The 13,873-nt window shown below is 73.4% G+C and carries 13 protein-coding genes; 8 read left to right on the top strand and 5 right to left on the bottom strand.

Annotated features, from left to right (window positions below):
• The first annotated feature begins 234 nt into the window (after positions 1–234).
• A complete protein-coding gene (locus tag ACWGJ5_RS02245) occupies positions 235–2,244 on the top strand; it encodes a DUF1996 domain-containing protein (RefSeq protein WP_453308263.1) in 2,010 nt (669 codons plus the stop codon).
• A gap of 178 nt (positions 2,245–2,422) precedes the next feature.
• Here the strand turns inward: ACWGJ5_RS02245 and ACWGJ5_RS02250 are convergent, their stop codons facing one another.
• The gene (locus tag ACWGJ5_RS02250) at positions 2,423–3,121 is read right to left on the bottom strand and encodes a lipoprotein (RefSeq protein WP_453307887.1); all 699 of its coding nucleotides are present in this window, start codon (positions 3,119–3,121) and stop codon (positions 2,423–2,425) included.
• A gap of 90 nt (positions 3,122–3,211) precedes the next feature.
• The gene (locus ACWGJ5_RS02255; RefSeq protein WP_453307888.1) at positions 3,212–4,156 is read right to left on the bottom strand and encodes a GNAT family N-acetyltransferase; all 945 of its coding nucleotides are present in this window, start codon (positions 4,154–4,156) and stop codon (positions 3,212–3,214) included.
• Positions 4,157–4,258: 102 nt separating this feature from the next.
• Here ACWGJ5_RS02255 and ACWGJ5_RS02260 point away from each other — a divergent pair, with 102 nt between their 5' ends.
• The 3 genes from ACWGJ5_RS02260 (at position 4,259) to ACWGJ5_RS02270 (ending at position 7,397) form a co-directional block, all read left to right on the top strand.
• Positions 4,259–4,717 (top strand): flavodoxin family protein, encoded by a 459-nt coding sequence (locus tag ACWGJ5_RS02260; RefSeq protein WP_228618217.1) that lies wholly within the window; start codon positions 4,259–4,261, stop codon positions 4,715–4,717.
• Positions 4,718–4,927: 210 nt separating this feature from the next.
• Positions 4,928–7,090, top strand: a complete 2,163-nt coding sequence (locus ACWGJ5_RS02265) for an acetoacetate decarboxylase family protein (protein ID WP_453307889.1) — start codon at positions 4,928–4,930, stop codon at positions 7,088–7,090.
• A gap of 37 nt (positions 7,091–7,127) precedes the next feature.
• Positions 7,128–7,397 carry a hypothetical protein gene (locus ACWGJ5_RS02270; protein WP_453307890.1) on the top strand — a complete coding sequence of 90 codons (270 nt, stop codon included), beginning with the start codon at positions 7,128–7,130 and terminating at the stop codon, positions 7,395–7,397.
• Positions 7,398–7,502: 105 nt separating this feature from the next.
• Here ACWGJ5_RS02270 and ACWGJ5_RS02275 read toward each other — a convergent pair whose 3' ends face one another.
• From ACWGJ5_RS02275 to ACWGJ5_RS02285, 3 genes are all read right to left on the bottom strand, one after another.
• Positions 7,503–8,300, bottom strand: coding sequence for an SAM-dependent methyltransferase (locus tag ACWGJ5_RS02275; protein ID WP_453307891.1), 798 nt, complete (start codon positions 8,298–8,300; stop codon positions 7,503–7,505).
• Positions 8,301–8,344: 44 nt separating this feature from the next.
• Positions 8,345–8,998: a GNAT family N-acetyltransferase gene (locus tag ACWGJ5_RS02280; protein WP_453307892.1), complete on the bottom strand. Its 654-nt coding sequence runs from the start codon at positions 8,996–8,998 to the stop codon at positions 8,345–8,347.
• Between the two features lie 434 nt (positions 8,999–9,432).
• A complete protein-coding gene (locus ACWGJ5_RS02285) occupies positions 9,433–10,518 on the bottom strand; it encodes an ATP-binding protein (RefSeq protein ID WP_453307893.1) in 1,086 nt (361 codons plus the stop codon).
• Between the two features lie 300 nt (positions 10,519–10,818).
• Between ACWGJ5_RS02285 and ACWGJ5_RS02290 the strand changes: the two genes are divergently transcribed.
• The 4 genes from ACWGJ5_RS02290 (at position 10,819) to ACWGJ5_RS02305 (ending at position 13,866) form a co-directional block, all read left to right on the top strand.
• Entirely contained in the window at positions 10,819–11,694 is an 876-nt protein-coding gene (locus ACWGJ5_RS02290) for a helix-turn-helix domain-containing protein (protein WP_453307894.1), read from the top strand.
• A gap of 52 nt (positions 11,695–11,746) precedes the next feature.
• Positions 11,747–12,562: an SAM-dependent methyltransferase gene (locus tag ACWGJ5_RS02295; RefSeq protein ID WP_453307895.1), complete on the top strand. Its 816-nt coding sequence runs from the start codon at positions 11,747–11,749 to the stop codon at positions 12,560–12,562.
• Positions 12,563–12,701: 139 nt separating this feature from the next.
• The gene (locus ACWGJ5_RS02300; protein ID WP_453307896.1) at positions 12,702–13,187 is read left to right on the top strand and encodes an SRPBCC domain-containing protein; all 486 of its coding nucleotides are present in this window, start codon (positions 12,702–12,704) and stop codon (positions 13,185–13,187) included.
• Between the two features lie 178 nt (positions 13,188–13,365).
• Positions 13,366–13,866 (top strand): hypothetical protein, encoded by a 501-nt coding sequence (locus ACWGJ5_RS02305; RefSeq protein WP_453307897.1) that lies wholly within the window; start codon positions 13,366–13,368, stop codon positions 13,864–13,866.
• The last annotated feature ends 7 nt before the right edge of the window (positions 13,867–13,873 follow it).

The following is a 13,873-nucleotide window of genomic DNA, read 5'->3' on the forward strand; positions in this document are numbered from 1 at the left end:
CGTATTTGTGATGTTCGTGGTGTTGTTCGAAGGGGAAGGGGCGAGTTCCGCGTTTTCCTGTGAGGTCCCGGTGAATCCACGATTCGGTTGAACACATCGGTGCCGCCCTCCGTATGGGGCCGGGGAGCTCCATGCCCGACCGGCGCACACACCACACAGGGGACGACCTTGGCACGCAACAAGCGCAGACGCCCGACCCGCGTACGACGCGCGACCTTCGCAGCGGTCGCCCTGATGCTGGGCGGAGGCGGCCTCGTCGCGGCCAACGTCTACGCCTCGGCGACCGAGAGCTGGGGCGGCGGATCCGGCACGACCGGAACCGGACACGTGCTGTCCGCGGGTATGACGACCATCGACTGCCCCGACGTCGGCAGCCGGCTGACCGCCGTGCCCGACGCGGCCCGTCCCGCGGTGGACCGCGAACTCGCCCTGCTGGACCGGCAGACGGCCGAGGCGTACCGGCAGCTCCAGCAGTCGGGGCAGGCCGGCGGGCAGGACTCCGGCTCGGTCGACGGCACCATCATGAACCCGCTGAAGGACCAGCGGGCCGCGGCGATCGGCCGGATCACCGACGCCATCGACCAGGCGGGGGAGCGCCCGCAAGGCCTGGACGCCCTGGCCGCCTGCACCCTGCGCCCCGGCGCCGACGGCGCGAGCGACGGCACCCAGTCCACCGCCCCCCAGTCCACCGCCACCCCGACTTCGTCCGCCCAGCCGGGCGGCGCCGGGCAGGGCGGCAACGGACCCGTCGTCTCCGACTACGCGGACATCACCTCCGTACCGCCGGACGCGCCGAACCCGCCACAGCAGGCCGACGCCTCGCGCGGCAGCTTCACCTCGGACTGCGGGGTCAACGCGAACGGCCTCTTCAACTCCGACAACGTCATCGTCGCCCCCGGTGTCTCCAACGGAGCCCACCACTTCCACGACTACGTCGGCAACCAGGGCAACAACGCCTTCGCGAGCGACGACGACCTGGCGAACGCCGGCACGAGCTGCGTGGACAAGGGTGACAAGTCCTCTTACTACTGGCCGGTGCTGCGCCTGCAGAACGGCACCCAGGAGCGGGACGCCGGATCCCCGGGCGGCGGCACGGAGGGCAACGCGGGCCAGATCGTCACGCCCAAGCAGGTCACCCTGACCTTCACCGGCAACCCGCTCGGCCAGGTCACCCCCATGCCCCGTCTGCTGCGCATCATCACCGGCGACGCCAAGGCCTTCGTCAACGGGCCCGGCAACGCCAACGCGTCCTGGAGCTGCACCGGTTACGAGAACCGGCAGCTGAAGGACAAGTACCCGCTGTGTCCGCCGGGCAGCGACGTGGTGCGCAGCTTCCGGTTCCAGAGCTGCTGGGACGGCCGCAACATCGACAGCGCCAACCACCGCACCCACGTGGCCTTCACCGCCCCGGACGGCTCCTGCCCGGCCGGCTTCCGCCCCATCCCGCAGCTGGTGGAGCGCATCGTCTACGACGTCAAGGCGCCGAGCCTCCAGGACGGCGGCCGTGCGGTCCCGCTCTTCGCGGTCGACTCCTTCCCCGAGCAGCTGCACAAGCCCGTCACCGACCACGGCGACTTCATCAACGTCTTCGACGAGGACCTGATGCACCAGATGGTCGACTGCATCAACTCCGGCCGCACCTGTGGCCCCGGCGGCGACAACTCGGGTACGACGGCGTCGCCCACGGCGAGTTCCGGCTCGGGTACGACGGCCGCCCCGGGCTCCGGCACGACGGACCAGCCCGGCGCCACCGCGCCCGCCACCTCCGCCCCGGCGCCCCCGGCCACACAGCCCGGCACGGAACCGAGGACCGACGCGACCACCACACCGGACCGCACGACCACACCGGACCGCACGACCGCACCTGCCCGCACGACCGCACCGGACCGCCACACGACCACACCGGACAACGGCACGGCCAAGCAGCAGCGCCGCACCAAGCGGAACCACACCGCCAAGCCGGACGGGTCCACCGCACCGACGCCGTCCACGGCCACCTCCGCCCCCGGGCTCACGTCCTCGCCCACCCAACCCGGGGCGGCCCGGCCCGAGCCCAGCCGGTCCGCGTCCGCGCAGGCTACTCCCGCCGGGTCCGTCCCGCCCGTCACCGCACAGCCCCAACCGCAGGGCACACAGGGCGCACTCGCGGAGACCGGGGCGCACCTGTGGCCCGCGGCGCTCGGCACCCTGCTCGCCATGTCGGGCCTGGTCATGCTGCTCAGGGCCAGGCGCCTCCGCTACTGACGGCGGCCGGCCGACGACAACCGGCCGTCTTCCGCAGGGCGGTCCCCTCCATGGAGGAGACCGCCCTGCGCCGTGCACCGCCCCGCGCGGACACGGCGTCCAGGCCGTCCATCTCGGCATGGTCACCATGAGCACCGCCCGCGCCTTCTGCGAACCGAGCGCTGCCGGGCGGTGGCGCTCAGGTCAACTTGAGCGTCCGCTTGGCGAGTTCGTAGGCGGGCCGCATCGCCTCGTGCTCCTCGGTGTCCATCCCCCCGAGATGCAGGACGACCGGGCCGTGGGGCGTGCCGACCGCGAGCGCGGTCTCCTTCTTTGTCTCGTCCAGGAGCTTGCTGGTGCAGAGGTACTCCACCTCCACGCCGGTCAGGCCGCCGCCGGTCCTGAAGGAGTGGTACTTCTCCTTGCTGACGTTGTCCTCCGCGGCGACGAACTCCCGCAGCACGCTGCCCGCGTCTGTCTTCCCCGCCTTGCCGGTCCACACGCGCAGGAAGCCGATGTGGCCCGCCGGCTTGGCGTCGATCTCGCAGGCCGCGGCGACCGGCCCCTGGCGCAGCAAGGCGTCGGCGAGCGACCCGCTCAGGTCGCCGTCGGAACCCTTCGACGCCTTCGACAGCTCCGCCTGGGCGTTTGTCGCCTTGGCCTTCCAGTCCTTGGCGATGTCGAAACGGACGGGCAGTTCACAGTCCGAACCGGCCGCGCCGATCGAACCGCCGCTCGCCGCCGCCATCCCTTCGGCCCCTTCGCCCCCGGCGGTCGGTGACGCGCTCGACGCGTTCTTCCCGCCACCGTCCGCCGACTGCGCGCACCCGCCGAGCATCGTCGCGAGCGCCACCGCCACGACCACCGCACCCCGCGCGGACCCCACCCTGACCTGCACGTGCTGCTCCCCCCTGTTCAGGGGCGCAACTGTAACCGAGGGCACTGACACACCGAACGCGTTTTCCCCCGCGCCCGGCCCCGGCCCCGGTCAGCCCGTGACGAGCGGCTTGCCGTAGACCGTGGAGCTGTGCCGGACCGTCATCCCCAGGCGCTCGTAGAGCGAGAGCGCTCCGGTACCTGAGTGCGTCCACAGGGTGCAGACCGGCCTGCCGCGGCGGTGGAAGGTGTGGAACGCCTCGCGCAGCAGCGTGCGGGCGATGCCCCGGTCGCGGTGGTCGCGCCGTACCGCGACCCGCTCGACGTATCCCTCGTCGTGGCCCGGAACGTCCAGCGACAGCACGGCCCCGACCAGTTCGCCGCCGGCGAAGGCGAGCGGTGACGCCGCCGGCAGGAACGTGGCGCGCTCGACGGTGTGCCGCGCCCATTCCGCGTAGCTCTTCCGCCGCGGCTGCCACTCGTCGAACGCGTCCTCGGTGAGCCGGTACGCGGCCTGTTCGTCACCGTGCCGGAACGGTCGTACGGTGATGCCCGCCGGCGGACCGGGCACCTCGGGTCCGCCCGGCAGCGCGATCTCCAGCAGCCACTCCGTGACCAGCCGGGAGTACCCGCCGGCCCGCAGGAGCGCGGTCGCGGCGCCGTCGCCGTCGGCGACCGTCTGCGCGAGCCGGTCGCTGCCCGCTCGCCGGGCCCTGGTCTCGGTCCAGGCGAGCAGCGCGCCGCCGAGACCCCGGCCCCGGTGACCAGGGTGCACATGCACCCTGGCCCGCCGCCCGTTCACCCAGCCGTAGCCGGCCGGCGCGCCCGTGCCGTCGCACACGAGCAACGTGTCGTCCTCCGCCCGCAGACCGGGCAGGGTGAGCTCGGCGGTGATCCGGTCGGCGCCGGTCACGGCATGTCCGTGGAGCGCGTGTTCGTACGCGGCGACCAGGCCGTGGATCGCGTCCACATCGGCGGTGGTCGCCGGCCGCCACCGGTAGCCGGCCGGCAGCCGCTCCGGGCGGGGGCCGGCATCTGGTGCATCCGCGCTCGTCACGGCAGCCTCTCCGTCCTCCCCGTGCACAGCCTCTACCCCGCCGCGCCGCCCGCCACGCCCGCCGTTTGCGAGGCGCCACGGGGGCACGGCAGGGTGCGGGGTGTGCCTACCTTGCTGATCGTCCATCACACCCCGTCGCCCAACTGCCAAGCGCTGTTCGAGGCCGTCGTCTCCGGCGCCACGACACCGGAGATCGAGGGCGTCCGCGTCGTGCGCCGGGCCGCCCTGTCGGCGACCGCCTCCGACGTTCTCGAGGCCGACGGCTATCTGCTCGGCACACCGGCGAACCTCGGGTACATGTCCGGCGCGCTGAAACATTTCTTCGACCAGATCTACTACCCCTGCCTGGACGAGACCCGGGGCCGGCCGTTCGGCTACTACGTCCACGGCGGCAACGACGTCACCGGCGCCGTCCGTGCCATCGAGGCCGTCACCACCGGCCTCGGCTGGCGCCGCGCGGCCGACGCGGTGACGGTCACCGGCGAACTCGGCAAGGCCGACACGGAGGCGTGCTGGGAGCTCGGGGCCACCGTGGCGGCGGGGCTGATGCCCGGAGCGTGAGCGCCGGGGCAGTACGGGAGGCCTGTGGGCGCGGCCACTGGAGCGATCTTCGTGCGGTCACGCACGGTCACCGGCGTGGGTTGCGCTGCCTGGACGGATGAAGGTGCGGGCCCGGTGACCCTGGCCGACGATGGGACCGGGATCGCGCCCCTCCGGTGCGGCTGAACCCTGCCATGTGTCGTCGTACGTCGTAGAACGAGGGAGCGTCGGATGCGAGCGGACGGCCACGCACCCGGACCGCCCACGCCGGACGGTCAGGATGCCGGAGAGCTGCTGCGCCGGTGCGCACGGGACGTGATGGACGTCGCCGAGGGCATCCGCGCGGTGTCCGCGCGCACCGGCACCGCGCTGTCGGCGCCGCCCCTGACCGCCTCCGCGCGCCGCCGTCCCCGTACCGGCCTGGCCGCCCAGTGGGTGCTGCTGCGGGCCCTGACGAACAAACGGGGCCTCGGCGGTTCGGCGACGACCGCACCGAAGGGCATGGGCCAGGTGCTCGGCGCGGCCGGTGCGGTCCTGGGCCGGGAGGGCCTCGCCGCGCTGGTCGCCGTCACCTCGCTGCGCCTGAGGATCGCCGCCGTGCTGGTCGACCACCCCGAGTTCGAACGCGATCCCGGCATGCGCCGGCTGATGGCGGCCGTGACCGCCGACCGCGACCTGGAGGCGGTACGGGCGCTGCGCGCGCTGTTCCGGGACCGGGGCGCCCAGCGGGCCCTGTCCGGACTGGCCCCGCTGATGGCCGAACTGGTCGCCATCCGCGCCCTGCTGGACGAGAACCCGAAGCACGACGCGACCGGCTGGGCGCTCGCGGCGGGCCGCGAGCCGTCCGCCGGCCCGCCGCACGATCCGTCGAGGGACACGGGCCAGGGGCAGGGCGCGGCCGAGGCGGTCGACCTCACGGACCAGGAGAGGCAGTTCATCGCCACCGAGGGCTCCTTCCTCGGGTTTCTGCGCAACATCGAGGTGCTGTCCGCCGGCGGGCGGATCCTCGTGCAGAACGTGCGCGGTCCCGACGGTGTCGTCCGCTATGTCGTCCAGGTGCCCGGCATGGCGCCGGGCCGGCCGCGCAGCGACGCCCCGCAGGACTTCGTCCGCGCCTGGCGCAACCTGTTCATGACCGACTCGCCCTACATCCGCTCGGTCCTGCTCGCCCTGGCGGACTACGGCATCCCGCGCGGTGCCGACCTCGCGCTGATCGGGCACGGCGAGGGCGGGCTCGCACTGATGAACCTCGCCCAGGACGAGGAGTTCTGCCGCACCTACCGGGTCACGCACGTCGTCGCCGTCGGCTCGCCGGTCGACGGCAAGAAGCCCGCCGACCCGCGCACCTGGGTCGCCGCCGTCACCAACCAGCACGACATCGTGGCCGTCCTGGACGGCCGGGACGCGGGCTCCGCGTTCGACCCGCACCCGCACCCGCACTGGCACGCGGTCGACTACACCGGGCCCACCCACGAGTTCCCGCTGTGCCACATGCTCCGCGAGTACATCGAGCATCTGCGCACCGTCATTCCCGTCGCCCGCGAGCACGTCGACGGGGCGCTCACGCCGTACCGCGGGCCGATCGTGCGCACCCAGGCCTACCAGCTCAAGGACCGCGCCCACCCGCCCGAGGGCTACCCGTTCCTCACCCTGCCGACCACCTCGATCCCGACGACGGCCGGCCCGGTCGACGTGCCGGTCCGCTACTACGACACCTCCGCCGCCCACCTCTGCTTCCCCGTCCCCGCCGACGCGGCGCGCCGCCTGCTGCCCGGCGGCACCCGGCCGACCCCGAGCCGGCTGGGCCGACGGGCCCTCGCCGTGCTGTCGCTCTACGAGCACCGCTGCTCCACGATCGGTCCCTACACCGAGATCGCCCTGTCCGTCCTGGTCGACGACCTGTGGCGGCCCCGGCCGTACGACATCGCCGCGGACCTGCTGCGCCGGGCCGACCTGCGCCGCACCGGCCGTTACGTCCTCTCCCTCGCCGTCACCAGCGACGAGGCCCGCGTGGTCGCCAGGGAGATCTGGGGCCAGCCCGCGATGCGGACGACCGCCGAGGCCGACCTGATGGGCCGGGAGATCGACGTCCGGTCGGGGGACCTCGGGCTCACCGTCGAGGGCCGGCTCGGACCGGGCCTCCGCTGCCCGGAAGCCGACTGGACCCTCTACGGCCGCCGGGCCGACAGCACCCTACGCACCCTGGTCCGGGCCCACGGCAGGCTGCGGCTGCACCCCGGCACCGGCGTGCGGCTGCGGCTGGACACCGCGGCGGCCGAACCCCTCGCCGGACAGCTGCGCCGGTTCGGCATCGACCGGGCCCGTCCCCTGTTCGTCCTGGCCTGCCCCCAGTTCATGCTCCACCGCAGCGCCGGCGCCGTCCTCCCGCGCTGAAGCCCCCTGTCCCTGCCCCAGTCGAGTGGGAGCCGCCATGGTGACCGAGTCCCCCCGAGCGACCGCGGCCTCGGCCGACGAACTCCTCGCGCACGTCGCCGGCTTGCGGGCCGACGCCGACCTCATGGACGGCTACGCCCGTCAGCTGCTCGCCACCGCGGCCACCCTGAGCGGCTGCCCGGCGGCGCCAGGCTGGAGCCGGTCCACCCTGGAGCAGCAGGCCGCCGCCTGCACCACGGCGGCGGAGCAACTGCGCTCCGCCGCCGGGGCGTTGGAGACGCATACGCGAGCCGGTGACTGGGACTGAACCTCGCACAGGGGGGCCGGTCCCGGCGTCCGCCTCAGTGCGGAACCACCCGCGTGCCCGCAGTCCGGGTGAGGTGCCGCCACCGGGGGCGCTCGGCGAGCGGCCTCAGGGTTTGCGTGCCACCCCGGCATACACCGGCTGCTCCTGAAGGACCCGCATCCCCGGCTCGGCGTGCCAGCGCGTGGCCGGTACGACGCCCGGCTCGCACAGGTCCAGGCCGTCGAAGAACCGGCTCACCTCGGCGTGCGAGCGCGCCCGGACCTGTGTGCCACCGGCGCGGTAGACGGCCGCGATCCGCTCCCAGACCTCCGGGTCGAACTCCGCGCCGGCGTGGGAGAGCGTCAGAAAACTGCCGGACGCCAGCGGCTCCAGCAGGGTGCGGACGACACCGTGGGGATCCTGCTCGTCGGTGACGAACGGCAGCAGCGCGATCAGCGACAGGCCCACGGGCCGGCCGAGGTCCAGATGTTCCCGGGCGTACGCCACGATCCGTTCCGGATCGCGGACATCGGCGTGCAGATAGGCGGTACGGCCCTCGGGCCTGCCCTGGAGCAGGGCTTCGGCGTGCCGCAGCACGATCGGGTCGTTGTCGACGTACACCACCCGGGCGCTCGGGGTGACCTCCTGGACGACCTGGTGCAGGTTCGGCTCAGTGGGTATCCCGGTGCCAACGTCCAGGAACTGGTCCACTCCCTGGCGGGCGACGAACCGGGCGGCCCGGTGCATGAACTCGCGGTTGGCCCAGGCCGCGTCCTTGGCGCCCGGGAAGAGCTCCAGCACCTTGCTCGCGGCCTCGGCGTCGACGGCGTAGTGGTCCTTGCCGTCCAGGAACCAGTCGTACATCCGCGCCGAGTGCGGCTTGCCGGTGTCGATCCGCTCCGGGCTGAATCCGGTGTCTGTCACGTCGGTCGGCTCTCCGTGAAGGGTGGGGGGTGATCGGGTGGTCGTCAGCGGCAGCGGGAGGCCGCCGCGCTGTCGTGGCGGTGCCAGACGGCCTCGACCACGCGGCCGTCGGGCAGGGTGTGCCGGGGCGGCCCCTCGTCCGGTACGAAGCCGGCCCGGGCCAGGGCCCGCCGGCTCGCGGTGTTCCCGGGCTCCGCACCCGCCCGGACCGTGCTCAGCCCGGCATGGGTGTGCGCGAGAGCGGCGCCCGCGCGGAACAGCTCCGCGCCCAGGCCCTGGCCCCGGCAGGCCGGTGCCAGCCAGCCGCCCATCTCGCCCGTGCGGTGCTCCAGTTCGAGGGCGCCGGCATAGCCGAGGTCCGACCTGCGCACACACACGAGCAGCAAGGGATCGTCCGGGCCGGGTGCGTACGGCTGGGCCAGCTTCCGAGGCACCCGGCGGCCGTCGTCGCCGGCCGGCCGCCAGGCGAGCAGGGCTCTGCGGGTGCCGAGGTCGGGCAGCACCTGGTCCGCCTGGGTGCCGAGCCAGCGCTGCGCCTCGGCATCGGCGCAGGCGGCGAGGGCCGCCGCCACGTCCAGCCGGGTGCGGGGCGTGAACAGCAACAGCCGCTCGGTGGCCAGGACATGCCGACCCGCCGCGGGCCCGCACCGCCCGGGCACCGGAAGCCCGGCCGTGGCGGCCCGCCTCCGGCGGATCACCGACCAGACCATGCACACCCCCGAGGGAACGGCTCGCACGTCGACCCCGGGACCGTACGGTCGCCGGGCCCCGGCGGATGCGGAACACCCGCACCGGCGGCGAATGTACCGGGGTTCGGGGGCGGGTGGGGTGTGCGTGGGGGTGGTTTCGGGACGTGCGGACGGGGAGTCGTGGGGAGTGGAGCGGCGGGGTGGTGGGGTCGGCTTGGTGCCAGTGCCAGTGCCAGTGCCAGTGCCAGTGCCAGTGCCAGTGCCGGTGCCGGTGCCGTGGTCAGTGGGCTTGTTCCTGGGAGCCCGGCTTGGGGCGGGTGCGGGTCCAGGACGGGTCGGCGGCCGGGGCCGGGGCGGGAGCGGTGGCGATGAGGTGCATGGGCATCCTTCGGACCAGTGGGGATCATCCGTTGGTGGTCGAGTGGGGAGCGGCGGGCGTGGCGTCAGCCGTCGTCGTACGGCAGCTCCGCCCAGACGACCCGGGCGGCCCCGCCGGACACCGGCGTCACGCCCCAGTCGCGGCTCAGCGCGTCGACCAGGAAGAGCCCGCGTCCGTGCTGGTCGTCGGGTCCCGGGCGGCGCGCCGCCGGCAGCGCGGGGCCGCCGTCCTGGTCCTCGACCTCGATCCGTATTCGGTCCGCAGTACCGTGCACCCGGCAGGCGATCCGTTCACCGGCCGCGTGCACGAGGGCGTTCGTGACCAGCTCCGAGGTCACCAGGATCGCCTCGTCCCGGGGGCCGTCGGGCACGCCCCCGGAGGTCAGCAGGTCCTGTACGACACGCCGGGCCGTGCCGACGGCCTCCGGCTGGGCGGCGAGCTCGAACGCGGCGGCGGAGCGGGGGAGCGGGTCCCCGGAGGCGAGCCGGTCGGGGCCGAGGGGCCCAGGGAGTCGACCGAGACGCCCGCCTCCGGGTGGTCTCGGGCCGCCGGCGGGGACCGGCGGTCGGTGTGCAGGAGTCAGGGCGTCCGGTGCGGGGCGGGGGTGGTCCCCGGTGTCGTCCTGGGCCGGGCGTGGGTGCTCCGCGGCGGCGGCCGAGGCTGGGTGCGGGGTGTCCGCCGTGTCCGTGCGGGGGCCCGGTCCCTCCGCGGCGTCCGCCGGCCCGTCTCGTCGTTCCGAAGCGTGGTGCGGGTGGTCCGCCCAGTTCTGAGCCCGGTCTGACCAGCTCGTACGCTCCGGGGTCCGGCGTGCCTGGTCCGCGCCGTTCAGGCTCCGGTTTGGCTGATTTGCGCCGTCCAGGGGTGGGTGCGGGTGGTCAGAGCTGTCCGGCGCCGGGCGCGGGCGGTCCGCGCTACCCGGAGCCCGGTGCGACCGGCTCGCGTTGTCCGGTGTCGGGTGTGGGCGGTCCGTGTCGGTGGGGGAGCGGTGCGGGTGCTGTACGGAAGAGGGGGACCGGTCCGGGCAGTTCTCGAACCGGGGCCGGCGGGGCACGGCCGGCAGACGCGACGGGGTGGGAGGCAGGGGTGGTCGGGCGGGGCTCCGGCGCTCGGGTGGGTGGTGGAGCGGCTGGGGGAGGGAGGGCGGAGCCATCGCCGTGCGCCTTTCGTCCGGCCTCGCGTGGGGGGTACCGGCCGACCGCGCGCAGCAGACGACACGCCTCCCACGAGGCCGTGGTGCCCGGTCTCCCCCAACCCGGCCGCGGCGCCTGCTCCTTGGGTCGGCCGGAGCAGTGGTTCCACTGTGGCACCCGCCAATGACACCTCGCAACCGGCAAGTTGAAATTTGCAAGTGGCGAAGTGCATGCTGCTTCGGTCGGAACGTGATCGAATGGGCCCGGGGAGCGATCGTGCGCGAGGGTGTCCGAGTGACCTGGTGAGGGGGGTGTGGGGCGTGACCGCGGAGACCGACTGGGGAGGCGCCCCCTCCGTCCTGCGCATGATCCTCGGCCGGCAACTGGAGGAGCTGCGCACCCGGGCCGGCCTCGGCTACGCCGAGGCGGGCGCCGCCATCGGGGTCAGCCACTCCACCATCCGCCGAATGGAGGCCGCCAAGGTGGCCCGGCTGCGCCTCGCGGACGCCGAGAAGCTGCTCCAGGTCTACGGCGTCACCGACCAGGACGAGATCGACACCTTCCTGAAGTCCGTGCGCGAGGCCAACAAGCGCGGCTGGTGGCACACCTACCGCGATGTGATGCCCGACTGGTTCGCCGCGTATCTCAGCCTGGAACAGGCCGCGTTGCAGATCCGCGCCTACGAGAACCAGTTCGTGCACGGCCTGCTGCAGACGGAGGACTACGCCCGGGCGCTGCTCGGCGCCGAGAACCCGCACGCCTCCGCCGAGGCCACCGAACGCCGGGTCGCCCTGCGCATGCGCCGCCAGGAGCTGCTGGCCCGCGAGGCGCCGCCGCGGGTGTGGGTGGTGATGGACGAGACGGTGCTGCGTTGGCCGGTCGGCGGGCCCAAGGTGATGCGGGCGCAGATCGACCACCTCGTCGAGGTGAACCGGCTGGCCCATGTGACCCTGCAGCTCATGCCGTTCGCCCACGGCCCGCACCCGGCGATGCGGGCCGGCGCCTACCACCTCTTCCGGTTCCGGGCCCGCGAACTGCCCGACATCGTGTACCTCAACGGCCTGGTCGGGGCCGTCTACCTGGACAAGGCGGACGACGTCGTGGTGTACCGGGAGGCCCTGGACCGGCTCGGTGCCCAGGCCGCGCCCGCGAAGAAGACCGAATCCGTGCTCGGCGCGATCCGCAAGGAGCTGTGACGAACCGCCCGTACGCAAGCCCCCGCCCCCGACCCGAATGGGAGACACGGCGTTGCCCGACAACGGATGGCCGGCAGACCGCATCGACACCGAGAACGCCCACTCCGCCCGTATCTACGACTACATCCTCGGCGGCAAGGACTACTACCCCGCCGACAAGGAGGCCGGTGACGCCATGTCCCGGGAGTGGCCCGCGCTCCCGGTCCACATGCGCGCCAACCGCGACTGGATGAACCGCGCCGTGCGGTGGCTCGCCGAGGAGGCGGGCATGCGCCAGTTCCTGGACATCGGCACCGGCATCCCCACCTCGCCCAACCTGCACGAGATCGCCCAGGCCGTGGCGCCCGGATCCCGGGTGGTCTACGTCGACAACGACCCGATCGTCCTCACCCTCTCCCAGGGTCTGCTGGCCAGCGCGCCCGAGGGCCGTACCTCGTACATCGAGGCCGACTTCCGCGACCCGGCGGCCATCCTGGACGCCCCGGAACTGCGCGAGACCCTGGACCTGGACAAGCCGGTCGCGCTCACCGTCATCGCCATCGTCCACTTCATGCTCGACGAGGACGACGCGGTCGGAGTCGTACGCCGGCTGTTGGAGCCGCTGCCGTCCGGCAGCCATCTGGCGATGTCCATCGGCACCGCCGAGTTCGCGCCCGAGGAGGTGGGCCGGGTCGCCCGCGAGTACGCGGCCCGCAACATGCCGATGCGGCTGCGCACCCTCGACGAGGCCCATGAGTTCTTCGACGGCCTTGAGTTGGTCGAGCCGGGCATCGTGCAGGTCCACAAGTGGCATCCCGACGGCACCGGCGAGCGGAACATCCGCGACGAGGACATCGCGATGTACGGCGCGGTCGCCCGCAAGCCCTGACAGCACGGCCGGCGAGCCCGGTCGGCCACCGCCGGGCCCCGACAGACCAGGGGCCGGGGTCCGCACCCACCTCCCGGACCCCGGCCCCGCCCTCTTCCGTACGGGGGCCGGGCGGCTCCCCACCCGATAGCGTGGGCCCATGTACGCCACCCGAGTCTCCCGGCGCGTGCAGGCGCCCCCACACGCCGTCTACCGGGCCCTGACCGACGCCGATGCGATCGCGGCCTGGCGGGTCCCGGCCGGCATGACCGCCCGCGTCCACACCTTCGAGGCCCGCGTGGGCGGTACCTTCCGGGTCTCCCTGACCTACGACGACGCGTCCGGCACGGGCAAGTCGGGCGGGCACACGGACACTTACCACGGCCGTTTCGCCAGGCTCGTGCCCGACGCGCTGGTGGTGGAGGTGTTCGACTTCGAGACCGAGGACGACGCCGTGCGCGGCACGATGACCATGACCACCACGCTCACCGCGGCCGACGGAGGCACGGACGTGGAGATCCTGCACGAGGGCATCCCCGACGACATCCCCCGCGAGGACAACGAACGGGGCACCCGCATGGCCCTCGACAACCTCGCCCGGCTCGTCGAAGGACCGCACGCCGGCCGGCCGCCCGAGGCGGAATGACCGAAAGGGCGCGGAAAAGCGACCGGAATTCGGCACAACCGTCCGGCTGCCTCATGTTCCGGGATCGGAGTGGGAAAAAGCCGAGAGAAAGCGGAACCGGCGCGAGGGAAATGAGGTCTTAAAGGCCGTCGACGGCCGGGATCGGACCGGTCGTAACGAAACCGGGGGAATGAGACCTATGTCCATCCGTAGCCGCAACACGCTGATCACCGCGGTCGCCCTCACCGGCGGCCTCTCCCTGGCCGCCGTGACGCCCGCCCTCGCAGGCGCCGGCGCGAGCCGCACCACCCGTGCCGCCGCCGTGTCCTCCGCCCAGGGCGACCCGCGCAACGTCACCCAGCACGTGGCCGACTTCTACGGTGCCTACATCGACGCCGTCCGGTCCACCGACGACAACTCCGCCGGCACCGCCGCCAAGGCGCTGCGTACTTTCTACCTCTCCGCCGCCGAGCAGAGGAAAGTCGCCGCCTTCGAGAAGAAGGAGCACGCCGACGGCATCCTCTTCGCGCAGAACGTGCCGGTGAGGTGGAAGGTGACCTACACAGGTTCCGGCGCCGGCCACGCCACCAGCAGGGTCACGCTGACCTGGGGCGACGGGCCGCACGCCGAGGTCAGCCGGATCGACGTCCAGTCCGACCTGAAGACCCTGAAGATCACCGACCTCAAGTCGGTCCGCTGACCGCGGG

This window comes from Streptomyces sp. NPDC054783 (genome assembly GCF_053611725.1).